Source organism: Streptomyces sparsogenes subsp. cuspidosporus (genome assembly GCF_039532705.1).
Taxonomy (GTDB): domain Bacteria; phylum Actinomycetota; class Actinomycetes; order Streptomycetales; family Streptomycetaceae; genus Streptomyces; species Streptomyces sparsogenes.
The window spans coordinates 87,559-112,105 of the sequence record NZ_BAAASD010000013.1; the positions used below are offsets into that span (position 1 = coordinate 87,559).

Consider the following 24,547-nt stretch of genomic DNA (forward strand, 5'->3'; position numbering starts at 1 on the left):
ACGTCGCGTGAGGTTCAAGTCCGTATCCCGGAAACTCGCTGGGGCGGGTCCGGGGCTGCTGGCATCCTGCCTGCTGTGCTGGGGATAACGGATCTTTCGACGTATCTGGCGGGCCTTGCCCTGATCATCCTGCTGCCGGGGCCGAACTCGCTGTATGTGGTCTCGGTCGCCGCCCGCCGCGGTGTGCGCAGCGGATACCGGGCGGCGCTGGGCGTGGTGTGCGGGGACACGGTGCTGATGGTCCTGTCGGCGGGCGGGGTGGCCTCGCTGCTGCAGGCGAGCCCGACGCTGTTCACCGTGGTGAAGTTCACCGGCGCCGGCTATCTGAGCTGGCTGGCGGTGGGCATGCTGCGCGGGGCGTGGGGACTGTGGCGGGCCCGGGGCTCGCGCGGGGAAGGGGGCCTCGAGGCGCGGGCGGCGGCCGTCGCGGGCCCGGGGGGCGCCGGGGCCGGCGAGCGGGACGGCGCGCGGGCCGGGGAGCCGGCCGGTGAGCGGCCGTACCGCAAGGCGCTGGTGATCAGCTTGCTGAACCCGAAGGCGATCCTGTTCTTCATCTCCTTCTTCGTGCAGTTCGTGGACCCGGAGTACGCCCATCCGGTGCTGTCCTTCGTGGCGCTGGGCGCCTGGGCGCAGCTGTTCAGCCTGGTGTACCTGTCGGTGCTGATCTTCAGCGGCGCGCATCTGGCGGCGGCCTTCCGGCGGCGGAAGCGGCTGACCGCCGGGCTCTCGGCGGCGGCGGGCGCGGCGTTCCTGGGGTTCGCGGTGAAGCTGTCGCTGAGCAGCGCGGCGTAGGGGCGCGGGTACGGGCCGACGGCGCAGGGGCCGACGGCGTAGGAGCCGACGGCGCAGGGGCGCGGGTACGGGCTATGTGACCGACAAGCCCGTATTGTCCAGCTCATGGCGCTCCACAAGGGCAAGCACGGCCCGACGCACGAGGACCGGAGGCGCGGCGTCCCGGTCAACCCCTTCTACGCCATGGCCGACCCGGTCGCCGGCATGGTCGACGAGGTGCCGCGCAACCGGCTGCCCGACGGCCCGATGGCGCCCGCCACCGCTTATCAGCTCGTCCACGACGAGCTGATGCTGGACGTCAACGCGCGGCTGAACCTGGCCACCTTCGTCACCACCTGGATGGAGCCGCAGGGGGACCAGGTGGTGTTCGAGTGCCGCGACAAGAACATGATCGACAAGGACGAGTACCCGCGCACCGCCGAACTGGAGCGGCGCTGCGTGGCGATGCTGGCCGACCTGTGGCACGCCCCCGGCCCGGACTCGGCCGTGGGCTGCTCCACCACCGGTTCGAGCGAGGCCTGCATGCTCGCCGGAATGGCCCTCAAACGCCGCTGGGCCAAGCGCAACGCGGGGCGCTACCCGGCGACCGCCCGGCCCAATCTGGTCATGGGGATCAACGTCCAGGTGTGCTGGGACAAGTTCTGCAACTTCTGGGAGGTCGAGGCGCGCCAGGTGCCCATGGAGGGCGACCGCTTCCACCTCGACCCCCAGGCGGCCGCCGACCTGTGCGACGAGAACACCATCGGCGTCGTCACCGTCCTCGGGTCCACGTTCGACGGCTCGTACGAACCCGTCGCGGAGGTTTGCGCGGCGCTCGACGACCTGCAGGAGCGCACCGGAGTGGACGTCCCCGTCCATGTGGACGGCGCGTCGGGCGCGATGGTGGCGCCCTTCCTGGATCCGGACCTGGTGTGGGACTTCCGGCTGCCCCGGGTCGCCTCCATCAACACCTCGGGGCACAAATACGGCCTGGTCTACCCCGGCGTCGGATGGGCGCTGTGGCGAAGCGCCGAGGACCTCCCCGAGGAGCTCGTCTTCCGGGTCAACTACCTGGGCGGCGAGATGCCGACCTTCGCGCTCACCTTCTCGCGGCCCGGCTCCCAGGTCGCCGCCCAGTACTACACCTTCCTGCGGCTGGGGCGGGAGGGCTACCGCGCGGTGCAGCAGACCACGCGGGACGTGGCGCGCTCGCTCGCGGAGCGGATCGAGGAGCTGGGCGACTTCAGGCTGCTGACGCGCGGGGAGCAGCTGCCGGTCTTCGCCTTCACCACGGCCGAGGGCGTGGGGAGCTTCGATGTGTTCGACGTGTCGCGGAGGCTGCGCGAGCACAACTGGCTGGTGCCCGCGTACACCTTCCCGCCGAACCGGCAGGACCTGTCCGTGCTGCGGGTGGTGTGCCGCAACGGCTTCTCGATGGACCTCTCGGACCTCTTCCTGGAGGACCTGCGGACGCTGCTGCCCGAACTGCGCCGCCAGCCCGAGCCGCTTCACCGGCCCAAGGCCGTGGCCACGGCCTTCCACCACTGACCGGCCCTCCCCCGGGCCCCGGCGTACGCACTGCCGTCGGCGTGCGCGCTGCCGTTGGCGTGCGCGCTGCCGTTGGCGTACGCGCCACCGTCGGCGTACGCACCGCCGCCGACGTGCGCGCTGCCGTCGGCGTACGCGCTGCCGTCGGCGTACGTGCGGCCGCCCCGTGCGGCCGCCGGCGTACGTACGGCCGCCACGTGCCTACGGCCCGCCGCGTGCGTACGTACCGGCCGTCAGCCCGTCCGCGACGCGGCCTCCAGGATCTCGGCCCTGCGCCGGACGGCCTCCAGGGCGCCGGGCCTGCGGCCGGGCACCCGTCCGCGCAGCGATATCAGGAACGGGGCCAGGGCCTGGGCCCTGGCCGGGTCCTGGACGTACTGCCACTGGTGGTGCGCCCGGTCCACGGCCCCCTCGACGTCCGGGTCGTCGGCGGCCTCGCCATTGCCCAGCCGGGCGTCGGCCACCGCCATCCACAGCTCGCAGGCGCGGGCGGGGTCGCCGGCGAGGCGCGCCAGGTCGGCGCGCACCTCCATCCAGTGGATGGCCTCGCCGGAGTGCGGGCCGGCCGACCGGAGGGCCTCCTGCTCCCAGGCCGCGGCCATGGAGGCGGCCTCGCTGTGCCGCCCGGCGTGCGCGGCCTCGAAGATCGCGGCGTGCGGATCGGGTACGGCCCCGGGCGGCGGGGCCTGCTCCGCCGCGGCGGGCGACGGCGGGGGCGCGGCCACGGGGGCCGGCGCCTGCTGCGGGCGGGGCGGCGGGACGGCCCACTCCGCCTCGGCCTTAGCGTCCGCGACGTGCGCCACAGCGCCGGCGCCTTCCGCGACGCGCGTCACCGCGCCCTCCGCGACGCGCTTCGCAGGGTCCTCCGCAACGCGCGTCACTCCGCCGCCCGGCTCGGGCGGCGCGGGCTGGGGCGGGGCGCCCGCGAGGGGGGCCGCCGGGGCCTCGACCGCGACGGCGGACCCGTCGAACAGCAGCTCCGCACCGCCGCCGAGACCTGCCTCGGCGACGGCCCGCTCGTGCAGTAACGCGAACGGCGCCTCGTGGGCCGTGCCTCTCAGGACCGCGGCGAACGCCCGGCTGTAGAGCGGCTCCGCGGTCCGCCGCTTGGGCGGCGCGGGCGCGAGGGAGCCGTAGAGCGTGAGCCCGGCCGCCAACAGCCGCCCGGCCAGGAGGGGGTCGGACAGCCCCGGCCACGCCGTCTCGTCCGCCACCAGATCGACGAGCACCGTGGTGCTGCCCGCCGGCCGCCTCGCCAGCTCGGCCGCCAGCCAGTGCCACGGCAGCGCGGTGTAGCGAGCGGTCCTCGGCGTCGTACGGGCCAGCGCGAAGTGGGGCAGCCGCTGCTTGGTGTCCACGGTCAGCTGACCCGCCAGGTAGATCAGCACCGGCCCCTCGTGGGCCGCCGCGGTCCGCAGGTGCGTCAGCACCGTCTGCGGATCGGCCGGATCCACCAGCTGTACGACGCTCGCCCCGCCCGCGGTCCCCAGCAGCGCGGCGGGTGGCACTGCCGCGAGCTGGTGCAGCGCCCCGGCCGCGTCCATGAGCCGCTGTCTGCCACCCGGGGCGGCGGCGACGAGCAGGGCGTAACCGGCCCCACCCGTCGCTCCAGCGCCCGTGTCCCCCCTGTCGTTCACCATGTAAGCACCGTATCCGGATCCGCCCATGGCGGGTGATGGTGTGGCTCACGCGCCTTTCGGGCGTGTCCGGACTCCGGTCAGCGGCTGAGGCCCTTGTAACGGCCCACGGCCAGCGGGAAGAAGACCGCGAGGAGCGCCAGCGGCCAGCAGACGGCGAGCAGTTGGGCGTGGTCCGCGGGCCAGGAACCGCCGTTCTGACCAGGGCTTCCGAACAGCTCGCGGACCGCGGTGGCCGTCGCCGACATCGGGTTCCAGTCCGCGATCGCGCCGAGCCAGCCCGGCATGGACTCGGGCGCGGCGAAGACGTTCGACAGGAAGCCCACCGGCCAGATCAGGACCTGTACCGCCTGCACCAGCTCGGGGCGGCCCGCCACCATGGCGAGGTGGATGCCGAGCCACAGCATGGCGAAGCGCAGCAGGAGCAGCAGCCCGACCGCGGCCGACGCGTCGGCGAGGCCGCCGTGCCAGCGCCAGCCCATCGCGAGGCCCGTCCCGATGAGGACCAGCAGGCCCAGCGCCGACTGCAGCATGTCCAGGGCGCTGCGCCCGACCAGCACGGCCGAGGGGGCGATGGGCATGGACCGGAAGCGGTCGATGACGCCCTTGTTGAGGTCCTGGGTCACGGCGATCATCGTGGACTCCAGACCGAAGGCCATGGTGAGGGCGAGCATGCCGGGGACCAGATACTCCTTGTAGTCGCCGCCGCCCGGCACGGTCATGCCGCCGCCGAGGAAGTAGGCGAACATCAGCAGCACCATCACCGGGAAGACCAGGCCGACGACCAGCTGGGCGGGCTGCCGCGCCCAGTGGGCGAGGCCCCGCCGGGTCATGGTCCACGCGTCGGTCAGGGCCCGCCCGAGCCGGCCGCCCCGGCCGGCCGCGGGGGAGGTCGGGGGGTGGGGCCCGCGGTAGGCCCCGGGGCGGGGCCCGGGGCGTGTCGGGGGGTGCGTCGCGGTGGTCATGCGGCCGCCTCCTGCTGCTTGTCCTCGCTGCCGGTCTGCTTGTCCTCGCTGCCGGTGGCGCGCTTCCCGGTGAGGTGCAGAAAGACCTCGTCGAGGGTGGGGCGGCGCAGCGCGATGTCCTCCGCCTCGATCCGCGCCGCCTCCAGGGCCCGTACGGTCTCGGTGAGCGCGCCCACGCGGTCGGCGACCGGCGCGCTGATCCGCCGGCTGTCGGGGTCGGTCTCGACGGCCTCGGCCCGGACGCGGGCCGAGGCGGCGATCAGCGGGACGGCGGCGTCCAGTTGAACGGTGTGGCGAACCACCACCTCGATCCGGTCCCCGCCGAGCCGGGCCTTGAGCTCGTCCGCCGTGCCCTCCGCGATCACCCGCCCGCCGTCGATCACGGAGACGCGGTCCGCGAGCTGGTCGGCCTCCTCCAGGTACTGGGTGGTGAGCAGCACCGTGGTGCCGCCGCCGACCAGCGACCGGACCGCCGTCCACACCTCGGCGCGGCCGCGCGGGTCGAGCCCGGTGGTCGGCTCGTCCAGGAACAGCACGCGCGGCCGGGTGATCAGGCCGGCCGCCAGATCGAGCCTGCGCCGCATGCCCCCGCTGTACTGGCTGACCGGTTTACGGCCGGTGTCGGCGAGGTGGAACCGCTCCAGAAGCTCGTCCGCGCGGCGCGCGGCCCCGCGGGCTCCCAGGTGGTAGAGGCGGCCGAACATCTCCAGGTTCTGCCGTCCGCTCAGACACTCGTCCAGGGCGGCGTGCTGGCCGAGCAGCCCGATGCGGTAACGGACCTCGTCGGGGTGGCGCAGCACGTCGTATCCGGCGACCTCCGCGCGCCCTCCGTCATGCCGCAGCAGCGTGGACAGGATCCGTACGGAGGTGGTCTTGCCGGCGCCATTGGGGCCCAGCAGGGCGTGGACCGTGCCGTACGGGACGGTCAGGTCGAGCCCGGCGAGGGCCCATTGGCCGCGATACGCCTTCCGCAGTCCCTCGACGACGATGGCGGGTTCGCTGTGGGTGTCGCTGCCGGTGAGGGTGTCGCTGTGGCTGTGAGTGTCGCTGTCGGCCAAGGTCTTCTCCTCTCCCCTTCGAGAAGGCGAGCAGTAAGGCGAGTAGTCAAGTTTGATTACTCAGAGCGGGCAAAGTACTTCCCGAGGCACGCATTAGTCAAACTTGATTAGATGTGCCAGGCCAATGTCATTGGTCGCTTCCCTCGGCTGGTCAGTCGCCGCGCGGGCCGGCGTCCCCGCCATCTGCGCTGTCCACGCTGCCCCTGCTTTCCACGCTGTCCCTGCTTTCCGCGCTGCCCATGCTGTCCGCGCTGTCCATCAGCACGTCCACCGAGCGCTTCCCCTCGCCCGCCATCACATACGCCCCGCCCTCGAGCCGCTCGATCAGCCCGCGCGTCCACTCCACGCCACTGTCGGCCGAGTGCACCCAGAACCGCATGATCTCCCCGATATGACCCCAGGCGTCGGGCGTCTCCTGCGGCGCCACCCAGTGCTGGGTGACCTCGGCACGCCACTTCTCCAGCGCCGCCACCCGCTCCTTCAGCAGGGAGATCGCCTCGGCACGCGGAAGGTCCACCAGGAAGCCGACCCCGGCCGTCAGCTCGTCGATCTTCTGATCATGGCGCACCAACGAGTCGCGCAGCAGCCGGAAGTACTCCTCCTCCCCCCTGTCGGTCAGCTCGTACTCGGTGCGCGGCGGGCCGCCCACCGTGCTCGGCGCGATGTCATGGGCGAGCAGCAGCCCCTGCTTGGCCATCTGTTTGAGCGCGTGGTAGATCGATCCGGGCTTGGCGTTGGACCACTCATGGGCGCCCCAGAACTCCAGGTCGTTGCGCACCTGATAGCCGTGGGCCCGCCCGTGCTGGCGCACCGCTCCCAGCACCAGCAGCCGGATCGCTGACATCGCCCGCCCTCTCTCCCTCCCGGCCCCTTACAGACCGCCGCTGTCCAGGCTAGACGGCGCCATCCCCACCACCCCCCGGGCCCGGGCCTCTCCCTGGCCCCGCCTCTCCCTGGCCCGGCCTCTTCCCGACCCGGTCTCTTCCCGACCCGGCCTCTTCCCGACCCGGCCTCTCCCTGGCCCCGCCTCTTCCCGGCCCGGTCTCTTCCCGGCCCCGCCTCTTCCCGGCCCCGCCTCTTCCCGGCCCCGCCTCTTCCCGGCCCGGCCTCTTCCCGGCCCGGTCTCTCCTGGGCCCAGCCTGATCCACGGGACGCTCCTAGGCCCGGAGGAACGCCAGGACCGCGAGGACGCGGCGGTGGGTGTCCTCGCCGGGGGGCAGGTCGAGCTTGCCCAGGATGTTGCCGATGTGCTTGCCCACCGCCGCCTCGGAGACGACCAGCTCGCGGGCGATCGCCGCGTTCGACTTGCCCTCGGCCACCAGCGCCAGCACCTCCCGCTCCCGCGAGGTGAGCCGCTCCAGCGGGTCGCGTCGGCGGCGGAACAACTGGCGCACCACCTCCGGGTCGACGACCGTGCCACCGTCCGCCACCCGGCACAGCGCGTTCATGAACTCCTCGACCTGCCCCACCCGATCCTTGAGCAGATAGCCCACCGCCGTGCCGTCCCCGGAGTCCAGCAGCTCGGTCGCGTATGTGCGCTGGACATACTGGCTCAGCACCAGGACCGGCAGCCCCGGCCGCTCCTTGCGCAGGGCGACCGCCGCCCGCAGCCCCTCGTCGCTCTGCCCCGGCGGCATCCGCACATCGGTGACCACGAGGTCCGGGGAGCATGAGGCGACCGCCGCCCGCAGCGCGGGCGCGTCACCGACGGCCGCGGCGACCTCGTGCCCGAACCGCTCCAGCAGCCCCACCAGGCCCTCACGCAGCAGCACACTGTCCTCTGCCAGGACTAGCCGAAGACTTCGACCGGCTCGCACGGTATCTCCACGCCCAGAATCGTCGGCCCGCCAGGCGGGCTGGAAAGCGTCAGTGTGCCATTGAGCGCGGCCACCCGGTCGGACAGGCCGGTCAGCCCGCTGCCCCCGGGCCGCGACCCGCCGACCCCGGGCCGGCCGCCCGCATCCCCGCTGCCCGAACCACCACCCGAACCCCCGCCCGAAACACCGCGCCGGCCGCCGCCCCAGCCACCGCCCGAAACACCGGCCCGGCCGCCGCCCCAGCCACCGCCCGAAACACCGGCCCGGCCGCCGCCACCGTCCGCATCCCCGCCCCAGCGACCGCTCCCGCCACCGTCCGAGCCACCCCGCCGGAGCACCGCGCCGCCCACTCCGTCGTCCACGACGGACACGAACAGCGCGCCGTCCCGCACCTCGGCGCCGACCTCGGCCAGCGCGGCACCGCTGTGCTTGGCGACATTGGCCAGCGCCTCGCAGACCACGAAGTACGCGGCCTTCTCGACCGGTTCGGGCAGCCGGCCGAGCCCCGAGGCATTCACCAGAACGGGCACCGGCGAACGGTCCGCGGCGTCCTCCAGCGCCGCCTCCAAGCCCCGGTCGGCCAGCACTTGGGGGTGTATTCCGTGAATCAGCTCCCTCAGCTCGGCCAGCACCTTGCCCGCCTCGTCGTGCGCCTTGGCCAGCTGGTCGGCCAGCGGTCCCGGCGGGGCGTCCAGCCGCGCCAGGCCCAGCGTCATGGTGAGCGCCACCAGCCGCTGCTGGGCGCCGTCGTGCAGATCCCGCTCTATGCGCCGGCGCTCCGCCTCGAAGGCGTGCACCAACCGGGCCCGCGACCGGGACACCTCCCCGAGCTCCTCGCGCAACGCGTCGTCGGGGCCCACGAGCAGCAGATGGGCGAAGGCGGCACGGAGCCCGGCGAAGGTGCCCACGCAGTACAGGGCCACCGGGAGCAGCATGGCCCCGCCGAGGGCCCACCCTGCCGCCTCCGAATAGGAGGTGACGGACCAGTACTTGAGCACCTGGGCCTGGCCGCCGCCGTCCAGGGCCAGCAGCACCGGGGTGGCCATCATCGCCAGGGGCGCCCCCAGCCCGCCCAGCAGGGCCAGACCGTCCGCCATCCACAGGCCGAACGCGAACAGCACCGTGTACGCCAGCTCGTACCAGGTCGCCCGCTCCTGATACCGCACGCGCGCCCACGCGAGGAAACCCGGCTCGTCCGGTGTGCGGTGCGGGCTGCGGGCCGGGCTGTTGTCGACCAGCCGCAGCCGGCGGCGCTCGATCGCGCCGACCGGCACCCCGGCCAGCCCCAGCGCCGCCAGCAGGGCCAGCCCGACCACGAGAATCGTCAGCACCCCGCCGGCCAGCGCGAAGACGACGATGCCCAGCAGCGCCACCAGCCCGACGGGTGCGCTGCTCAGCAGATACAGCACCGCGCGCCAGGGCCAGGCGGAACGCAGATAGCCGGACTCGTACAGCGCCTGCCGGAGATTTTGTGGGGACATGCGAGAACGGTACGGTCCGGCAACACCCCGCCACAGTTGGTCCAGTAGGCGTCTTGGGGGTATGGCTGGCCATACCCCGGAACTATGCCCAGTGGTCGTGAACCGGCGGGCCGGAGCCGGTTGTCTGGACGGCATGACACAAACTGACCTGGACCCGGCCGCCGTCCGGCTCCGGCGGGTGACCCGCCGCTACGACTCCGGCCCCGGCGCCGGCGGGGTGACGGCGCTCGACGACGTCAGCCTCTCCTTCCCCGCGGGCAGCTTCACCGCCGTCATGGGCCCCTCCGGCTCCGGCAAGTCCACGCTCCTGCAGTGTGCGGCGGGCCTGGACCGGCCCACCTCGGGCTCGGTCTCGATCGGCGGCACCCCGCTGGAGGGGCTGAGCCAGACCCGGCTGACGCGGCTGCGCCGCGAGCGGATCGGCTTCGTCTTCCAGTCCTTCAACCTGCTGCCGTCGCTGACCGCCGCGCAGAATGTCGCGCTGCCGCTGCGGCTGGCCGGCCGGGCCCCCGCGCGCGCGGAGATACGGCAGGCGCTGGGCCGGGTCGGGCTGGCGGAGCGGGCCGGCCACCGGCCCGGCGAGCTGTCCGGCGGCCAGCAGCAGCGCGTGGCGCTCGCCCGCGCCCTGATCACCAGGCCCCAGGTGCTCTTCGGCGACGAGCCGACCGGCGCCCTGGACTCCGCCACCAGCCGCGATGTCCTGCGGCTGCTGCGGGAGCTGGTCGACGTCGAGGGGCAGACCGTTGTCATGGTCACCCACGACCCGGTCGCCGCCTCGTACGCGGACCGGGTGGTCTTCCTGGTCGACGGGCGGGTGAGCGGAGAGCTGCAGGAGCCGACCGCCGAGCAGGTGTCCGCCCGGATGACCCGGCTGGAGACGGTCCCGTGCTGACGATGACGCTCGGCGGGCTGCGGACCCGGTGGACCACGCTCGTGGGCACGTTCGTCGCCCTGGCCCTCGGGGTGGCGCTGATCGCCACCATGTGCCTGGCCCTGGCCTCCACGCTGGGCGCCCCCGAGCGGGGCCCGGAGCGGTTCGCCGCCGCGCCGGTGGTGGTGCGCGGCGCCGACACCCTCACCGTCCCCGTGCGGCGCGGGCCGGCCACCGAGAAGGTGACGGCACCACTGGCCCACCCCCGCCCGGTGCCGCCCGAGCTGGTGGCGCGGCTGGGGCGGCTGGGCCCCGCGGCACCGGACCGCACCTTCCCCGTGGGCTCCGGGGCGCTTCCGGGGGGCAGCGTCGGCCATCCCTGGTCCGCCGCGGCCTTCACCCCCTACCGGCTGACCGCCGGCCGGGCTCCGGAGCGGGCCGGGGAGATCGTCGTCGCGAGCGGCGCCGCCGAGGTCGGCGACCGGATCGGCGTGACGACCGCCGAAGGCCGCCGCACCCGCGTGGTGGTGGGCCTGGTCCCCCGGTCGGCCTTCGAGAGCGCGGTGTTCTTCTCGGACACCGAGGCCGCCCGGATCTCGCCCCGGGTCGACGCGCTGGTGGTGCGCGCCCCCGCCGCGAAGGTGCGCGCAGCGGTGGCGGGCACGCCCGGGGTGCGGGTGCTCACCGGCGCGGAGCGCCGGCGGGCCGACCCCGACCCGGACCGGGACGACCGGGCCCTGGTCACGGTCAACGCGCTGCTCGGCACCGCCGCCGGGGTGACCGGTTTCGTCTCCGTCTTCGTGGTCGCCTCCACCTTCGCCTTCGCGGTGGCCCAGCGGCGCCGGGAGTTCGGCCTGCTGCGCATGGCGGGGGCCACTCCCGGCCAGCTCAGGCGGGTGGTCTTCGCCGAGGCCGCGGCGGTGGGGGTCCTGGCCTCGGCCGCGGGCTGCGCGCTGGGCACCTGGGGGGCGCCATGGCTCGCCCGCCGCTTGGTGGAGGGCGGGATGGCGCCCGACTGGTTCACCGTCGAGGACCACTTCTGGCCGCTTCCCGTGGCCTTCTGGACCGGCCTGCTGGTGGCGCTCGCGGGCGTGTGGGCCGCGGCGGTGCGCGCCGGGCGGGTCGAGCCGGCCGAGGCGCTGCGCGAGGCCGCCGTGGACCGCGGGACCATGCCGCTCCCCCGCCGGCTGCTGGGCGGCGGGCTGCTGCTGGCGGGGGTGGCGATGCTGGGGTGGACGCTGGTCGACGACCCGGGCGAGCTGCTCAAGCGGAAGACCTACACCACCGGGCCCATGGTGCTGATCACCGCGGTCGGCCTGCTGGCGCCCCTGCTGGTGCGGCCGGTGGTGCGCGCGCTGGGCGGGCTCCCCGCCCGGCTGCCCGGTGCGGCGGGAATGCTGGCCCGGGAGGGCGCCTCGGCGGGGGTGCGGCGCACCGCGTCCGTGGCCGCGCCGGTCCTGATCACGGTCGCGCTGACCGGATCGCTGCTGGGCGCGGCCGCGACGGTGAGCCAGGCCAAGGCGGCGGAGCTGCGCGCGCAGACCCGCGCCGACTTCGTGGTCACGGCGCGGGAGGGTTCCGAGGGGCTGAGCGCGGCCGCGGCGCGGCGCGTGGCCGATGTCCCCGGGGCGCTGGCGTCCCCGTCCGGCGGCACCGCCGTGTTCGCCCGCGACGGCGAGTCGGCGCTGGTCAGGTCGGCGGCGCGGGCGGTGGATCCGGCCCGGCTCGCGGCCGTCGGGCGGCTGCCCGTGGTCGCCGGGTCGGTCCGTGACCTGGACGACTGGGGCATCGTGGTCAATGAGGAGTGGGAGCGGCCCACCGTCGGGCGGCGCGTCACCGTCTGGCTGGGCGACGGCCGCAAGGCGACGCTGCGGATCGTGGCCGTGCTGGGGACCGGCACCGGTGACAACGGCGCGTATGTCACCTGGCGCAACGCGCGCGGCGCCGCGGTGGACAGGATCGAGGTGCGGCTGCGGCCCGGGGCCGACGCGGCCGCCGTCGCCAAGGGGCTGCGGGCCGCGGTGCGGTCCGAGGGCGGGCGGGTGCTCACCCCGGACGCCTGGGCGGAGGCCGTCCACCCCCGGACGAGCCCGCAGACCCGGCTCGGCCTGCTGGTGGTGGTCGGCATCGCCCTGGTCTACGCGGGCATAGCGCTCGCGGGCACGCTGGTCATGGCCACCTCCGACCGAATACCCGAGCTGACCGCGCTGCGGCTGGCCGGCGCCACCAGAGCCCAGGTGCTGGGCGCCGTGGCGGCCGAGGCGGTGCTGACCGTCGCCGTGGGCGCGCTGCTCGGGGCGGCCGTGGCCGGGGTGCAACTGCTCGGCCTGTGGGGCGCGCTGGCGCGGCTGTCGGTACCGGCCTCGCTCGCGGTGCCCTGGGACGCGGTGGGCGCGGCGGCGGCCGCCTGCGCGCTGCTGGCGGTGGTCTCCTCCGTCCTGCCCGCCTGGTGCGCGCTGCGGCCCCGGCTCACCCCGCGAGGGTGAGCCGGGTGCCGGGCCGCTCCGGTCTGCTACCGGGCCCCGTCTGCTACCGGGCCGTACCGCTCTCCTCCGCCGCGATCGCGTCGATGAGCTCGAAGGCGGTCTTGCCGTCGATGGTCTCGCGGATGATGTCGGCGTGACCGGCGTGCCGGGCGATCTCCTGGATCAGGGTCAGCAGCATGAAGCGGATGGAGCGCACGCTGCCCGGGGGGAACCACGGTGCCTTCGGCAGCGGGAAGGTTCCGTCCAGGTCGGGCAGGGAGCGGATGAACTTCTCGGTGTCCGCCGCGACCTCGTCCCAGAAGGCCAGCACCTCCTTGACCGTGGCCCGCCCCTCCTCGGGCTCGAAGCTCAGGTGCCAGGTGGTGTGGTCGCGCGGAATGGAGTACGGCACCTGCTTGGCGTTCTCGACCCAGCCCTGCTCGACCTCGGCGACATGCTTGAGGAGGGCGAACAGCGACAGCTCGCTCGCGGACGGCTTGAGCAGCGCCTGCTCGTCGGTGAGGCCGTGCAGCGTCCGGCGGATGGCACCGCGCTGGGCGTCGAGGAAGCCCAGGAGGGCTCCGGCCTCGTCTCCACGGGCTTCCTGGTTCACCAGAGTGGGCATGGGTCCGCCTTTCGTCGGTCCTTCGGGAGTTCCGTCTCCCGATGTCTCCGACGTTACGGACCCTTGCGGTCAGCTTCTGTCCTCAACTCGTTCGGCTTCTGTCCTCGACTCACCCGACGCCTCGGCTCAGAACGGGAACTGGCTGCGGCCGTACTGAACGGAGATCCATTTGGTGGTGGTGAAGTCCTCGACGAAGGAGTCGCCGTTGAGCCGCCCGAGCCCGGAGTTCTTCTCGCCTCCGAAGGGCACGATCGGCTCGTCGTGGACCGTGCTGTCGTTGACGTGGATCATGCCGGTGCGCACGCGCTTCGCGAAGCGCACCCCGCGCTCGACGTCGCCGGTGTGCACGGCGCCGCTGAGCCCGTACTCGGTGGCGTTGGCGATCCGGATGGCCTCCTCGTCCCCATCGAAGGGGATCAGCAGCACCACCGGGCCGAAGATCTCCTGGCCGAGGATCGCGGCGTCCTCCGCGACCCCGGTGAGCACGCTGGGCTCGACGAGCGTGCCGTTGGTCCGCCCGCGCACCAGCGCGGTGGCGCCCTCGGCGACGGTCTGCTCGACGAGCGCGCCGACGGCCTCGGCCTGGCCCTCATTGATCAGCGGGCCGATGTGCGTCGTCGGGTCGCTCGGATCGCCGACCCGCAGCGACTCGACCTTGGCCACGAACTTCTCGGTGAACTCGCGCTCGATCCGACGGTCCACGAGCACCCGGTTCGCGGCCATGCAGACCTGGCCCTGATGGACGAAGCGGCTGAAGACGGCGGCGTCGACCGCGTAGTCCACATCGGCGTCGTCGAGGACGACCAGGGCGCTGTTGCCGCCCAGTTCCAGGACGGAGCGCTTGAAGTGGGAGGCCGCGACGGTGGCGACATGGCGGCCGACCTTGTCCGAGCCCGTGAAGGAGATGACCTTGGGCACCGGGTGCTCGATCAGGGCGTCGCCGATCTCAGCGATATCGGTGACCACGACATTGAGCAGCCCGGCGGGCAGCCCGGCGTCCTCGAAGACCTTGGCGACCAGCCCGCCCCCGCAGATCGGAGTGTTCTGGTGGGGCTTGAGCACCACGGAGTTGCCCAGCGCGAGGGCCGGCGCGACCGACTTGAGCGACAACAGGAAGGGGAAGTTGAACGGGCTGATGACCCCGACCACACCGACCGGCAGCCGGTAGAGGCGGTTCTCCTTGCCGTCGACCGGCGACGGCAGGATGCGGCCCTCCGGCCGCAGCGCCAGATGTACCGCCTCACGCAGGAACTCCTTGGCGAGATGCAGCTCGAACCCCGCCTTCACATGCGTACCACCGCACTCCGCGATGATCGCCTCCGTGAGCTCCTTCTCGCGGTCCTCGATGATCCGCAGAGCCCGCTCGAAGACCAGGCGCCGGGTGTACGGATTGGTGCCGCCCCACTCCGGCTGCGCCCGCTCGGCGGCGCGGTAGGCCAGGTCGACCTCCTGGACGGTGGCCACGGTGATGGAGGCGAGCTTCTCCCCGTTGTAGGGGTTGAAGTCGACGATGTCCCAGGAACCGCTGCCGGTCCGCCACTCACCGTCGATGTACTGAAAGGCCAACTCGGAGAAGTAGGACATGCCATCCCTATCTGGAGGACGGGGTACCGTTTACCGACCCCACGTACGCATGGGGGACTCGCTGAGAGAACTGGCAGAACTGACAGAACCGAACTACTGACAGAACGTCATCTTACTGACGTGTCAACGGTCTTGGAGGAGCCCCCGCAGCACGTCACGGCTCTTCTCCTCGGACAGACCGTCCTCGCTCAGCCGCTCCAACACCCGCCGGTACTGCCCCACTTCCTCGGGTTTGTCGAGGTAGAGCGCGCTGGTGAGCTGTTCCAGATAGACGATGTCCGGCAGGTCGGACTCCGGGAAGCGCAGCAGGGTGAACGCCCCACTCTCCCCGGCGTGTCCGCCGAAGGAGAAGGGCATCACCTGCAGCGTGACATTGGGCTGCTCGGAGACCGCGATGAGGTGCTGGAGCTGGGCCCGCATCACGGCCCGCCCGCCGTAGGGCCGGTGCAGCGCGGCCTCGTCGAGCACCACATGGAAGGCCGGCGCCCGCTCGGAGACCAGCAGCTTCTGCCGCTCCAGCCGCAGCGCGACCCGACGCTCCACCTCGGCCCGGGAGGCCTGTGGCTGGCCCCGGGTGACGACGGCGTGGGCATAGCCCTCGGTCTGCAGCAGGCCGTGCACGAACTGCACCTCGTAGCAGGCGATGTGCGAGGCGGAACCCTCCAGGCCGACGTACGTCTGGAACCAGTTCGGCAGCACATCGCCGTAGCTGTGCCACCAGCCCGCGACATTGGCCTCGCGAGCCAGGCCCAGCAGGGACGCGCGCTCGGCCTCGTCCGTGACCCCGTAGAGCGTGAGCAGGTCCTCGATGTCGCGCGCCTTGAAGCTCACCCGGCCCAACTCCATCCGGCTGATCTTGGATTCGGAGGCCCGGATGGAATAGCCCGCCGCTTCCCGCGTGATGCCACGGGACTCGCGCAACCGCCTGAGCTGGGAGCCCAGGAGAATCCGGCGCACCACCGATCCGCTCGACTCGCTTGCGCTCATGTCTGCGACCCTCCCTGTACGGAACGCACCCTTCCGAAGGCGACCCCCCGCAGCCCTGAGGCCGAAGTCTGCCACTGTTCAGGCTCCGCCCTGTGCACATGTCGTTACTCAAGTGTGGGGCGTACGCAAGTGGGCGTAGGGAGAATCTGTGTCGAAGTTGGGTACATAGTCTCAAAAATGCTGCGTGCACGTGCATCTGCCCTTGCATCCGTTGTGCGCATTCGGAACCATAGGTCTTGCGCACGTGCAAGCTCGTACGAGATCTGGCCAGGATTCGTCAGGGCCACGGATGCAGGAGTGCTCGCATGGGGACCGAAGGATCGACCATGCTGGAGCCCGTGTGGCGGGGGCTCCAGCCGATCGACGCCCCCGGCGTATCCGGTTCCGCGTCCTGCTCGCTGCCCGCCCGCTTCGACGCGGTCAAGGGCGCCCGGCGGTTCACCGGGGCCACGCTGGAACAGTGGGAACTCCCGGAGCTGTTCGACGAGGTGGCCCTGGTCGTCTCCGAGCTGGTGACCAACGCCCTGCGCCACGCCGTCCCCGGCGTCCGCCCGGACAGCCCGCCCGGCGCTGAGCCCGAGACCCAGGTCCGCCTCCATCTGATGCGCTGGCACTCGCGTCTGGTGTGCGCGGTGCGGGACCCGAGCGAGAAGAGCCCCGTGGCCGGCGAGGCCGACCTGAGCGAGGAGTCGGGCAGGGGCCTGTGTCTCGTGGAGTCCTTCACCGACGACTGGGGCTGGCACCGGCTGGCCGGCACCCTGCGCGGCAAGGTCGTCTGGGCGCTGTTCCTGCTGCCGCGCACACGCTAGCCACGCACACGCACACGCGCACGCGCACCAGCCGGTCGCCACGCCCCGGCCGTACCCGCCCGCAGGAGGGCCGGATCACAGGGGCCTGCGCCGGGTCAGAGAGGGCTGCGCCGGATCCCAGGGGGCTGAGCCGGGTCACAGAGGGCTGGATTTCGGCCGCGCGGCCGGCATGCCCAGTGCGTGCAGTTGGAAGAGCCGGGTCACATCGTGCGCGGTGACGATCCCCTCCAGATGACCGTGGTCGACGACCAGGATCGGCAGCCCGGCCCCGGGCCGCGCCTCCCGCTCCATGACCTCGTTCAGAAGATCGCCCGGCACGGCGAGCGTGCACCGGGAGACCGGGGTGGCCACATCCCGCACCCGCCGGTCCCCCCGCCCCTCGCGGGGCACCGCCGCGAGGCCGCGCAGACTCACCACCCCGCTCGGCCGGCCCTCGAAGTCGACGACCGGCAGTACCGAGTGCCGGGCGGGCGTCGCCACCTCGTCGATGAAGCGGTCCACGGTCAGCCAGTCGGCCCCGGCCGCCACCGGGTGGGACATGGCATCCGCCACCCGCACCCCGCGCAGCGCCTCGTTGACAGTGGCGCGGCGCCGCTCCGCGTTGGCGACGACCACCATGAAGAGACCGATGAGCGCGAACCACAGACCGCCCGTGTTGCCGCGTACGAACGACACCCAGCCGAAGGCGATCATCGCCATGCCGAAGATCTGTCCGCTGCGGCCCGCCGCCCGCTCGGAACGCTCCCGGTCCCCCGTGCGCCACCACAGCACCGCCTGCACCACCCGCCCCCCGTCCAGGGGCGCGGCGGGCAGCAGATTGAAGACCCCCAGCAGCAGATTGGCCCACCCCAGCCACACCAGCAGCGCCGCGGGCACCCCCCAGCCGATCAGCCCATGCGCCCCGATCCCCGCCCCGATCGCGGCACCCCCGATCACCAGGCTGGTCGCCGGGCCGCTGACGGCCACGAGCAGAGCCACCCCGGCGGTGCGCGGCCGTCCCATCTGGGTCATGCCGCCCAGCGCCCACACCGTCACATCCTCGACCGAGACGCCCTTGCTGCGGGCGGCGACCGCGTGCGCGGCCTCGTGCAGCAGCAGGCTCCCCATCAGCAACGCGGCCCCGATCACGCTGGCGATCGCGTAGACGGCGCTCGAGTGGCCCGGGGTCCAGGCCGGGAGCGTCTCGTGGCCCAGCCCGTAAGCGAGCAGAGCCACCAGTACCGGGGCGCTCCAGTGCAACCGCAGCGGCACCCCGAAGACCTGTCCGACGCGCACCGACCCATTCATCGCCGTCTCACCCCAGCCGTCTCGGCCAGCCGGGCATCGCACCCACCTACCAGTGTCGCTCACCGGGGCGGTGTCGGCTCGCGGGCGGCGTCAGGCCGGGTCCCCCACCAGATGGTCGAATTCGCCGTCCTTGATGCCGAGCAGCATCGCCTGGACCTCGGCCGGGGTGTAAATGAGGGCCGGACCGTCCGGATAGCGGGAGTTCCGCACGGCGACATGCCCGCCCGGCAATTTGGCGAACTCGACGCACGATCCCTGAGAATTGCTGTGGCTGCTCTTCTGCCAGGCGGCCCCCTGAAGGTCCGCGGCCGCCATGCCGTTGTACGGGTGGTCGCGCACAGGGCTTCTCCACTGGTTTGGTGCAGCTGTCAACTGACCCGGATCATAACCCTGTTGTTCTGCAAATGCATGAGCATTCGAGTGCGCAAATGCACTGCCATATGCATCAGCAGATGCACGTGCACCATGCGTATCCAGGCGCTCACCCGTTGATCACCGGACGAGAAGCGTTGTCGTACCCCCCTGTCACACTCACCGGCATGAGATGGGCGGTGGCGGAGACGGGCGACGGGGGTGCTCGTCTCTGCCCGCTCGACCCCGCCGGGCGGGCCGCCGGTCCGGTGACCGAGGTCCCGGCCGCGGCCGGCGGCGTCGTCGAGGCCGTACGGTCCCGGCCGGAGGCCGAGCGCTGGGTGTGGCGGTCGACCTCCGAGCTCTACCCGCGCCTGCTCGCCGCCGGCGTGCGCGTCGAGCGGTGCTACGACATGGAGGCCGCCGAGGCGCTGCTGCTGGGCCATGAGGGCCGTTCCGGCGAGCCGCGCTCGCTCGCCGCGGCGTGGGCGCGGCTGCGCGGCCTGCCGGTCCCCGACGACCCGCCGGTGCGGGCGGCCGAGACCCAGCCGTCGCTCTTCGAGCCCGGCCCCGTGCCGCTGCCGCCGGGCACCGACGCCCTCGACGCGCTGCTGGCGGTCTACGCCGGACAGCTGGCCCGTACGGACGCGGCCGAGCACCCCGGCCGGATGCGGCTGCTGACCGCCGCCGAGTCGGCCGGGACGCTGGTCGCCGCCGAGATGCGGCGCGCCGGGGTCCCCTGGCGGGCCGACCGCCACCGCGAGCTGCTGGACGAGCTGCTCGGTGAGCGTTACCCGGGCGGCCTGGAGCCGCAGCGGCTGGCCGAGCTGGCCGACGAGGTCTCCCGCGCCTTCGGCGGCGTACGGGTGCGGCCCGATCTGCCCGCCGAGGTCGTCAAGGCGTTCGCGCGCGAGGGCATCGCGCTCGGCTCCACCCGCGCCTGGGAGCTGCGGGGCATCGACCACCCCGCCGTCGAGCCGCTGCTGCGCTACAAGAAGCTCTACCGCCTGCACACCGCGCACGGCTGGGCGTGGCTGCAGTCCTGGGTGCGGGACGGCCGCTTCCGCCCCGAATACCTGCCCGGCGGCACGGTCTCCGGCCGCTGGACCACCAACGGCGGCGGGGCGCTGCAGATCCCCAAGGTGGTGCGGCGCGCGGTGGTCGCCGACGAGGGGTGGCGGCTGGTGGTCGCCGACGCCGACCAGATGGAGCCGCGCGTGCTGGCCGCCATCTCCCGCGACCGGGGCCTGATGGACGTCGCGGGCACCGGCCGGGACCTGTACGCGACGCTGTCCGACCGCGCCTTCTCCGGCCGGCGCGACCAGGCCAAGCTCGCGCTCCTCGGCGCGATCTACGGGCAGACCTCGGGCGACGGCCTCAAGCACCTCGCGGCCCTGCGGCGCCGCTTCCCCGCGGCCGTGGCGTACGTGGACGAGGCGGCCCGCGCGGGCGAGGAAGGGCGGCTGGTCCGCACCTGGCTGGGCCGCACCTGCCCACCCGCGGCCTCGTCGGCGGACCCGGCCGACGAGGCGGGCCTGCCCCGCGACCAGGAGGACGAGCCCACGTACGGCAGCACGGCCGGTGCCCGCGCCCGGGGCCGGTTCACCCGTAACTTCGTCGTCCAGGGCAGCGCCGCCGACTGGGCGGTGCTGATGCTCGCCGCGCTGCGGCAGTCGCTGGCCCGGGCGGGGCTCCGCGCGGAGCTGGTCTTCTTCCAGCACGACGAGGTCATCGTGCACTGCCCGGCCGAGGAGGTCCCCGAGGTGCGGGCGGCGATCGCCGCGGCAGGCGAGACGGCCGGGCGCGTCGCCTTCGGCGAGACGCCCGTGCGGTTCCCGCTCACGACGGCCGCCGTGGAGTGCTACGCGGACGCCAAGGACTCCCCGGACACCAAGGACTACGCCGACGCCAGCGCCTAGCCCCGGCCCCGGCCCCGGCCCGGCCCCGACGCCAGGACTGGCCCGGGCCCGACGCCAGGGACCAGCCCTGGGCCCGGCCCCAGGCACCCACCCCGGCCCCGGCCCAGGCACCAGCCCGCGGGCCCCGACGCCGGGTGGAGGGCCTCGCCCGACCGGCGCAGCAGCACAGGCGAGGCGCTCGGTGCGGCGAGGACGATGATCGCAGGGCCGCCGGGGGCGAGGGCCCGTCACGCCGCCCACGCAGGAGACCTGACATGACCATCAGCCTCGAGCGGTTGCGCCGCTGCACCATCGCCGTCGATCTCGGCGCCGCCAGGACCCGGGTCTATCTCAAGCGCACCGGGCTCATCGTCGACGAGCCGACCGTCGCCGCCGTGAACATCCGGACCGGGGGGCTGATCGGGGTGGGCGCGCTCGCCGAGCGGATGACCGGCCGGACCCCGCCTCACATCCGGGTCGTACGGCCCGTGGCCGGCGGCAGGGTCGTCGACATCGCCATGGCGCAGCGCATGTTGCGGTTCCTCGTGGGCAACAAGCTGCGCCGGGCCTGGCGGCGCAAGGCGCTGCCGAGCGCCGCCGTGTGCGTCCCGCACGACGCGGACCCGCTGGCGCAGCGCGCCGCCGTCGAGACACTGACCGGGCTCGGGGCCCGGCGGGTGGAGTTGGTCGACACCCTGCTCGCCGCGGCGGTGGGCTGCGGTCTGCCGGTCGAGCGGCCGGAGGCGACGATGATCGTGGTGTGCGGGGCCGCCACCACCCAGGTCGCGGTGTTGTCGCTGGGCTCGATCGTCGCCGCTGAGCGGGTGCCGGTCGGCGGGGAGACGATCGACCACGCCGTCGTCCAACACGTGCGCAACGAGCACGCGTTGATGCTGCCGAGCCAGGCCGTACACCCGCTGCACCTGGCGCTGGCCGGCGCCGGGCCGAGCGTGGACGACGCCGAGGTGCACGGCCGGGACGTGGCCACCGGCCTCGCCCGCTCGGTGCGGATCGACATCGAGGGCATCCGGGCCGTGGTCCGGACCCCGCTGACCGGGGTGCTCGACGCGGTCGGCGCGGTGCTCCGCCGCTGCCCGCCCGACCTGGTCGCCGACCTCGCGGAGCGCGGCATCATGCTGGCGGGCGGCAGCGCGGTGCTGCCCGGGTTCGACTCGCTCCTCCGGGAGGCGACGGGGATGCCCCTGCACATCGCCGACCGCCCCGACACCTGCGCGGTCGAGGGGCTGGGCGCGATGCTCGAGGGCAAGCTGCGACCCGTCGTCCTGGACCCGCTGGCCTCCTGAGGCGCCCCCGAACCCGAACCCGCACCCCCCTGAGGCGCCCCCGAACCCGAACCCGCACCCCCCTGAGGCGCCCCCGAACCCGAACCCGCACCCCCCTGAGGCGCCCCCGAACCCGAACCCGCACCCCCCTGAGGCGCCCCCGAACCCGAACCCCTGAGGCGGGTGTGACGGCTGGTGCGACATGGCGCCGTCCGCGATCACTTCAAGAATCTTTCGCCACGAGTTGAGCGGCGGTCCAGCCCCGTCCGTAGTGATGGAGGAAGAGGCCGTCCGGGCCACACAACCCCCGGCCCACATACCGGGAGTGTCTGCAGATGATGTCCAACTCGGGTTCCGTCCTGGAGGTTCTGGTGCGCGACGACGCCGCCGTGACCGATGCGCATCGGTCGAGATCCCAGCGCGGTACGCCGGACGAGGAGCTCATGCGCGCGCTCTACCAGGAGCACGCCGGGCCGCTGCTCGCCTTCGTACTGCGCCTGGTGGCGGGCGACCGGCACCGGGCCGAGGACGTCGTCCAGGAGACCCTCGTCCGCGCCTGGCGCAACGCGGACCAGCTCAGCAGGGCCACCGGCTCGATCCGGCCCTGGCTGGTCACCGTCGCCCGGCGGATCGTCATCGACGGGCACCGCAGCCGTCAGGCCCGCCCGCAGGAGGTCGATCCCTCCCCCCTGGAGCTCATGCCCGCCGAAGACGAGATCGATCGCGCGCTGCGGCTGATGACCCTCTCAGACGCGATGCACGACCTCAGCGACGCGCACCGGGAGGTGCTCGTCGAGACGTACTTCAAGGGCCGCACGGTCAACGAGGCGGCCCAGACGCTCGGCATACCCAGCGGGACCGTGCGGTCCCGGGTCTTCTACGCGCTGCGCTCCATGAAGCTCGCGCTCGAGGAGAGAGGAGTGACGGCATGACCGCGCAGGCGCACCACGCCGGGCACGACGCCGTCGGCGCGTACGTACTCGGCGTCCTCGACGACGCGGACGCCACGTACTTCGAGGAGCACCTGGCCGGTTGCGAGCAGTGCGGAGCCCGGCTCGACGAGCTGGCCGGGCTGGAACCCCTGCTGGCGGAGCTGGCCTCCGGCGTCCCCGGCGTCCACAGCGCCCCCGGCCGGCCCGGACTCACCCCCCACGTGCCGCGCTCCTTCACCGCCACCCCCAACGCCATCGAGACGCTCACCGCGCGCCCGGGCCCCGGCCTGCTGAACCGGATGGTCGGCGAGGTCGCCGCGGTCCGCCACCGCAGACGCCGCCGCACCCTCTACCTGGTGGCCGCGGCCGCCGTGCTGATCATCGGCGGGCCGCTCGGCGCGGTGGCCCTGACCTCGGACAACGGCTCGGGTACGAGCGTCACGGCCGCGTCGACCGCGAGCGCGGCCTTCGACCGGATGTCAACGAAGGCCGAGGCCACCGACCCGGACACCAAGGTGAGCGCCACGATCGCCATGGAAGACAAGAAGTGGGGCACCGACGCCGTCCTGCGGCTGAAGAACGTCAAGGGCCCCCTCACCTGCAGCCTGGTCATGATCTCCCACAGCGGCCAGGAGCAGGTCATGACCAACTGGTCGGTGCCTCCGCAGGGGTACGGGATCGCGAACAGCCCCGACGAGACCGCCCGCGCGCCCCTCTTCGCTCAGGGCGGCGCGTCCGAGAAGATGGCCGGCATCGACCACTTCGAGATCCGCACGCTCGACGGGAAGGTCCTGGTCTCCGTGAAGCTGTGAGCACAGCGCTCACACCCGCCTCCGCCCGCGACCTGATCTCCCCGGCCTCCCCGGCCTCCCGGACCCCCGGCCTCCCGGGCCCCTCGATCCCACCACTCGGACAGCCGATCGTGGCGTGCGCTGACGTGCGGGCGGTGTTACACAGAGTGTGACAGTCGTCACCGCGTCCCGGGGGGTCAGGATCCGAGGAGGCACCCGTGGCTGACCCGGACCCCCGTCAACAGCGCAAGTTCGCCCAGTACGTGCTGCCCGAGGTGGAAGTGCTGCTGCGGGTGGCGATGTCACTGACCGCGCAGCCCGCCGACGCGGAGGACCTCGTGCAGGACACCTTGCTGCGGGCCTACCGGGCGGTCGGCCGGTTCGACGGCCGGCATCCGCGGGCCTGGCTGCTGACGATCATGCGGCACGCGGAGGTGAGCCGGCGCCGGCAGCGCCGGCCGCATCTGCTCGACGACCCGGACACCGAATTCGACCGGCTCGCGTCCGCCCCGGGCGCGACCCCCGAGGAGCTGGTGGTCGACACGGCCTTCGACGAGGCCGTGGACGCCGCCTTCACGGCGCTGCCGCTGCGCGACCAGCAGGTGGTGCGGCTGGTGCACGTGGACGGGCTGTCGTACGCGGAGGCGGCGCGGGTGCTGGGCGTCCCCAAGGGGACGGTGATGAGCAGGCTGCACCGGGCGCGCAACCGGATCCGGGATCGTTTGGTGGCCGCCGGCCCCGCCGGAACCATCGACCCCGCCGGAACCGCCGGACCGCAGGGACAGCCGGGACAGACGGGGCGGTCAGGTCAGCTGGGACCCGCGGGGCGGCCGGGTCAGCCGGGACAGGCAGGGCAGCCGGGACCCCAAGGACAGCGAGGTGGGGCATGAGCAGGTGGTGGATGTGGTGGCGGAGCGCCGAGCGCCGCTGGGCCAGGGATTGCCCCGAGGACGACGCGGAGCTCCAGTCGTACCTGGACGGTGAGCTGGACGCGCCGGCCTCGCGCCGGATCCGGGCCCACGTGGCGCGGTGCCACCGCTGTGCCGGGGAGCTGGCCGCGTATCAGCGCGTCACCAACGCGCTGGCCTCCCGCCGGGCCCGGGAGGGCCTGGACGAAGCGGCGCTCGGGCGGCTGCGCGACCTCGCGGGCTCCCTCGCGGACCCCGAGCGCAGCCGGTCCGAGGATCGGAGCCGCGCCGGGGACCGGCCCGGGGACCGAGCGCTGCCGCAGGAACGGAACGGTCCCCCGCCGGAACGGGCTGATCTGCCGCAGGAGCGGGCCGAACGCGAGCCGAGTCCCCTTCCTGGCCTGGAGGACGCGCCCCTGCCACCCGGGGAGCCGGACGCCAGCGAGAGCGCGGTCCCCAAAGCGGGAGGGTGATGTCGC

General features: G+C 73.4%; 23 protein-coding genes. 11 read left to right on the forward strand and 12 right to left on the reverse strand.

Features of this window, described 5'->3' with window-relative positions; all coding sequences use genetic code 11:
• Positions 1–75: 75 nt before the first annotated feature.
• Positions 76–792, forward strand: a complete 717-nt coding sequence (gene leuE, locus ABFY07_RS17890) for a leucine efflux protein LeuE (RefSeq protein ID WP_346175448.1) — start codon at positions 76–78, stop codon at positions 790–792.
• A gap of 105 nt (positions 793–897) precedes the next feature.
• Positions 898–2,319: a glutamate decarboxylase gene (gad, locus tag ABFY07_RS17895; protein ID WP_346175449.1), complete on the forward strand. Its 1,422-nt coding sequence runs from the start codon at positions 898–900 to the stop codon at positions 2,317–2,319.
• Here the strand turns inward: gad and ABFY07_RS17900 are convergent.
• The 7 genes from ABFY07_RS17900 to ABFY07_RS17930 form a co-directional block, all read right to left on the reverse strand.
• Positions 2,280–2,516: a hypothetical protein gene (locus tag ABFY07_RS17900; protein WP_346175450.1), complete on the reverse strand. Its 237-nt coding sequence runs from the start codon at positions 2,514–2,516 to the stop codon at positions 2,280–2,282. The two genes, gad and ABFY07_RS17900, sit on opposite strands and share 40 nt — an antisense overlap.
• Positions 2,517–2,552: 36 nt before the next feature.
• Positions 2,553–3,959 (reverse strand): hypothetical protein, encoded by a 1,407-nt coding sequence (locus ABFY07_RS17905; protein WP_346175451.1) that lies wholly within the window; start codon positions 3,957–3,959, stop codon positions 2,553–2,555.
• A 77-nt stretch (positions 3,960–4,036) separates the two neighbouring features.
• On the reverse strand, positions 4,037–4,789 hold the full coding sequence (locus ABFY07_RS17910; RefSeq protein ID WP_346175526.1) for an ABC transporter permease: 753 nt from the start codon (positions 4,787–4,789) through the stop codon (positions 4,037–4,039).
• A 128-nt stretch (positions 4,790–4,917) separates the two neighbouring features.
• Positions 4,918–5,910, reverse strand: coding sequence for an ATP-binding cassette domain-containing protein (locus tag ABFY07_RS17915; protein WP_346175527.1), 993 nt, complete (start codon positions 5,908–5,910; stop codon positions 4,918–4,920).
• A 220-nt stretch (positions 5,911–6,130) separates the two neighbouring features.
• Entirely contained in the window at positions 6,131–6,823 is a 693-nt protein-coding gene (locus ABFY07_RS17920) for a PadR family transcriptional regulator (RefSeq protein ID WP_346175452.1), read from the reverse strand.
• 313 nt (positions 6,824–7,136) lie between these two features.
• Positions 7,137–7,796: a LuxR C-terminal-related transcriptional regulator gene (locus ABFY07_RS17925; RefSeq protein ID WP_346175453.1), complete on the reverse strand. Its 660-nt coding sequence runs from the start codon at positions 7,794–7,796 to the stop codon at positions 7,137–7,139.
• Positions 7,769–9,277 carry a sensor histidine kinase gene (locus tag ABFY07_RS17930; protein WP_346175454.1) on the reverse strand — a complete coding sequence of 503 codons (1,509 nt, stop codon included), beginning with the start codon at positions 9,275–9,277 and terminating at the stop codon, positions 7,769–7,771. Before ABFY07_RS17930 ends, ABFY07_RS17925 begins: the two co-directional genes overlap by 28 nt.
• Positions 9,278–9,410: 133 nt before the next feature.
• Between ABFY07_RS17930 and ABFY07_RS17935 the strand changes: the two genes are divergently transcribed.
• Entirely contained in the window at positions 9,411–10,169 is a 759-nt protein-coding gene (locus ABFY07_RS17935; RefSeq protein WP_346175455.1) for an ABC transporter ATP-binding protein, read from the forward strand.
• Positions 10,163–12,634 (forward strand): ABC transporter permease, encoded by a 2,472-nt coding sequence (locus ABFY07_RS17940; RefSeq protein ID WP_346175456.1) that lies wholly within the window; start codon positions 10,163–10,165, stop codon positions 12,632–12,634. The genes ABFY07_RS17935 and ABFY07_RS17940 overlap by 7 nt, the downstream gene beginning before the upstream one ends.
• Before the next feature lie 43 nt (positions 12,635–12,677).
• Here ABFY07_RS17940 and ABFY07_RS17945 read toward each other — a convergent pair whose 3' ends face one another.
• The 3 genes from ABFY07_RS17945 to ABFY07_RS17955 all read right to left on the reverse strand — a co-directional run bounded on the left by ABFY07_RS17945 (position 12,678) and on the right by ABFY07_RS17955 (position 15,809).
• A complete protein-coding gene (locus ABFY07_RS17945; protein WP_346175457.1) occupies positions 12,678–13,238 on the reverse strand; it encodes a DinB family protein in 561 nt (186 codons plus the stop codon).
• Positions 13,239–13,364: 126 nt separating this feature from the next.
• Entirely contained in the window at positions 13,365–14,822 is a 1,458-nt protein-coding gene (locus ABFY07_RS17950; protein ID WP_346175458.1) for an aldehyde dehydrogenase family protein, read from the reverse strand.
• 123 nt (positions 14,823–14,945) lie between these two features.
• A complete protein-coding gene (locus tag ABFY07_RS17955; protein ID WP_346175459.1) occupies positions 14,946–15,809 on the reverse strand; it encodes a helix-turn-helix domain-containing protein in 864 nt (287 codons plus the stop codon).
• 305 nt (positions 15,810–16,114) lie between these two features.
• Here ABFY07_RS17955 and ABFY07_RS17960 point away from each other — a divergent pair, with 305 nt between their 5' ends.
• Positions 16,115–16,618 (forward strand): ATP-binding protein, encoded by a 504-nt coding sequence (locus ABFY07_RS17960; protein ID WP_346175460.1) that lies wholly within the window; start codon positions 16,115–16,117, stop codon positions 16,616–16,618.
• Positions 16,619–16,753: 135 nt separating this feature from the next.
• Here ABFY07_RS17960 and ABFY07_RS17965 read toward each other — a convergent pair whose 3' ends face one another.
• Both ABFY07_RS17965 and ABFY07_RS17970 read right to left on the reverse strand, forming a co-directional pair.
• Positions 16,754–17,905, reverse strand: a complete 1,152-nt coding sequence (locus ABFY07_RS17965) for a site-2 protease family protein (protein ID WP_346175461.1) — start codon at positions 17,903–17,905, stop codon at positions 16,754–16,756.
• A gap of 90 nt (positions 17,906–17,995) precedes the next feature.
• Entirely contained in the window at positions 17,996–18,220 is a 225-nt protein-coding gene (locus ABFY07_RS17970) for a DUF397 domain-containing protein (RefSeq protein WP_065961482.1), read from the reverse strand.
• A gap of 224 nt (positions 18,221–18,444) precedes the next feature.
• On the opposite strand from ABFY07_RS17970, the gene ABFY07_RS17975 reads away from it, so the two are divergent.
• The 6 genes from ABFY07_RS17975 (at position 18,445) to ABFY07_RS18000 (ending at position 24,541) form a co-directional block, all read left to right on the forward strand.
• Positions 18,445–20,175 carry a bifunctional 3'-5' exonuclease/DNA polymerase gene (locus ABFY07_RS17975; protein WP_346175462.1) on the forward strand — a complete coding sequence of 577 codons (1,731 nt, stop codon included), beginning with the start codon at positions 18,445–18,447 and terminating at the stop codon, positions 20,173–20,175.
• A gap of 254 nt (positions 20,176–20,429) precedes the next feature.
• A complete protein-coding gene (locus tag ABFY07_RS17980; protein ID WP_346175463.1) occupies positions 20,430–21,458 on the forward strand; it encodes a rod shape-determining protein in 1,029 nt (342 codons plus the stop codon).
• A gap of 317 nt (positions 21,459–21,775) precedes the next feature.
• A complete protein-coding gene (locus ABFY07_RS17985) occupies positions 21,776–22,369 on the forward strand; it encodes a sigma-70 family RNA polymerase sigma factor (RefSeq protein ID WP_043491081.1) in 594 nt (197 codons plus the stop codon).
• The gene (locus tag ABFY07_RS17990; protein ID WP_346175464.1) at positions 22,366–23,181 is read left to right on the forward strand and encodes a zf-HC2 domain-containing protein; all 816 of its coding nucleotides are present in this window, start codon (positions 22,366–22,368) and stop codon (positions 23,179–23,181) included. The genes ABFY07_RS17985 and ABFY07_RS17990 overlap by 4 nt, the downstream gene beginning before the upstream one ends.
• A 197-nt stretch (positions 23,182–23,378) precedes the next feature.
• Entirely contained in the window at positions 23,379–24,050 is a 672-nt protein-coding gene (locus ABFY07_RS17995) for an RNA polymerase sigma factor (RefSeq protein WP_346175465.1), read from the forward strand.
• The gene (locus tag ABFY07_RS18000; protein ID WP_346175466.1) at positions 24,047–24,541 is read left to right on the forward strand and encodes an anti-sigma factor family protein; all 495 of its coding nucleotides are present in this window, start codon (positions 24,047–24,049) and stop codon (positions 24,539–24,541) included. The genes ABFY07_RS17995 and ABFY07_RS18000 overlap by 4 nt, the downstream gene beginning before the upstream one ends.
• Positions 24,542–24,547: the final 6 nt, after the last annotated feature.

Bases quoted from the DNA above. Each gene is read 5' to 3' on its own strand.
- gad (WP_346175449.1), top strand. From the start codon at position 898: ATGGCGCTCCACAAGGGCAAGCACGGCCCGACGCACGAGGACCGGAGG.
- ABFY07_RS17905 (WP_346175451.1), bottom strand. From the start codon at position 3,959: ATGGTGAACGACAGGGGGGACACGGGCGCTGGAGCGACGGGTGGGGCC.
- ABFY07_RS17910 (WP_346175526.1), bottom strand. From the start codon at position 4,789: ATGACCCGGCGGGGCCTCGCCCACTGGGCGCGGCAGCCCGCCCAGCTG.
- ABFY07_RS17920 (WP_346175452.1), bottom strand. From the start codon at position 6,823: ATGTCAGCGATCCGGCTGCTGGTGCTGGGAGCGGTGCGCCAGCACGGG.
- ABFY07_RS17930 (WP_346175454.1), bottom strand. From the start codon at position 9,277: ATGTCCCCACAAAATCTCCGGCAGGCGCTGTACGAGTCCGGCTATCTG.
- ABFY07_RS17935 (WP_346175455.1), top strand. From the start codon at position 9,411: ATGACACAAACTGACCTGGACCCGGCCGCCGTCCGGCTCCGGCGGGTG.
- ABFY07_RS17945 (WP_346175457.1), bottom strand. From the start codon at position 13,238: ATGCCCACTCTGGTGAACCAGGAAGCCCGTGGAGACGAGGCCGGAGCC.
- ABFY07_RS17950 (WP_346175458.1), bottom strand. From the start codon at position 14,822: ATGTCCTACTTCTCCGAGTTGGCCTTTCAGTACATCGACGGTGAGTGG.
- ABFY07_RS17955 (WP_346175459.1), bottom strand. From the start codon at position 15,809: ATGAGCGCAAGCGAGTCGAGCGGATCGGTGGTGCGCCGGATTCTCCTG.
- ABFY07_RS17960 (WP_346175460.1), top strand. From the start codon at position 16,115: ATGGGGACCGAAGGATCGACCATGCTGGAGCCCGTGTGGCGGGGGCTC.
- ABFY07_RS17965 (WP_346175461.1), bottom strand. From the start codon at position 17,905: ATGAATGGGTCGGTGCGCGTCGGACAGGTCTTCGGGGTGCCGCTGCGG.
- ABFY07_RS17970 (WP_065961482.1), bottom strand. From the start codon at position 18,220: ATGGCGGCCGCGGACCTTCAGGGGGCCGCCTGGCAGAAGAGCAGCCAC.
- ABFY07_RS17975 (WP_346175462.1), top strand. From the start codon at position 18,445: ATGAGATGGGCGGTGGCGGAGACGGGCGACGGGGGTGCTCGTCTCTGC.
- ABFY07_RS17980 (WP_346175463.1), top strand. From the start codon at position 20,430: ATGACCATCAGCCTCGAGCGGTTGCGCCGCTGCACCATCGCCGTCGAT.
- ABFY07_RS17985 (WP_043491081.1), top strand. From the start codon at position 21,776: ATGTCCAACTCGGGTTCCGTCCTGGAGGTTCTGGTGCGCGACGACGCC.
- ABFY07_RS17990 (WP_346175464.1), top strand. From the start codon at position 22,366: ATGACCGCGCAGGCGCACCACGCCGGGCACGACGCCGTCGGCGCGTAC.
- ABFY07_RS18000 (WP_346175466.1), top strand. From the start codon at position 24,047: ATGAGCAGGTGGTGGATGTGGTGGCGGAGCGCCGAGCGCCGCTGGGCC.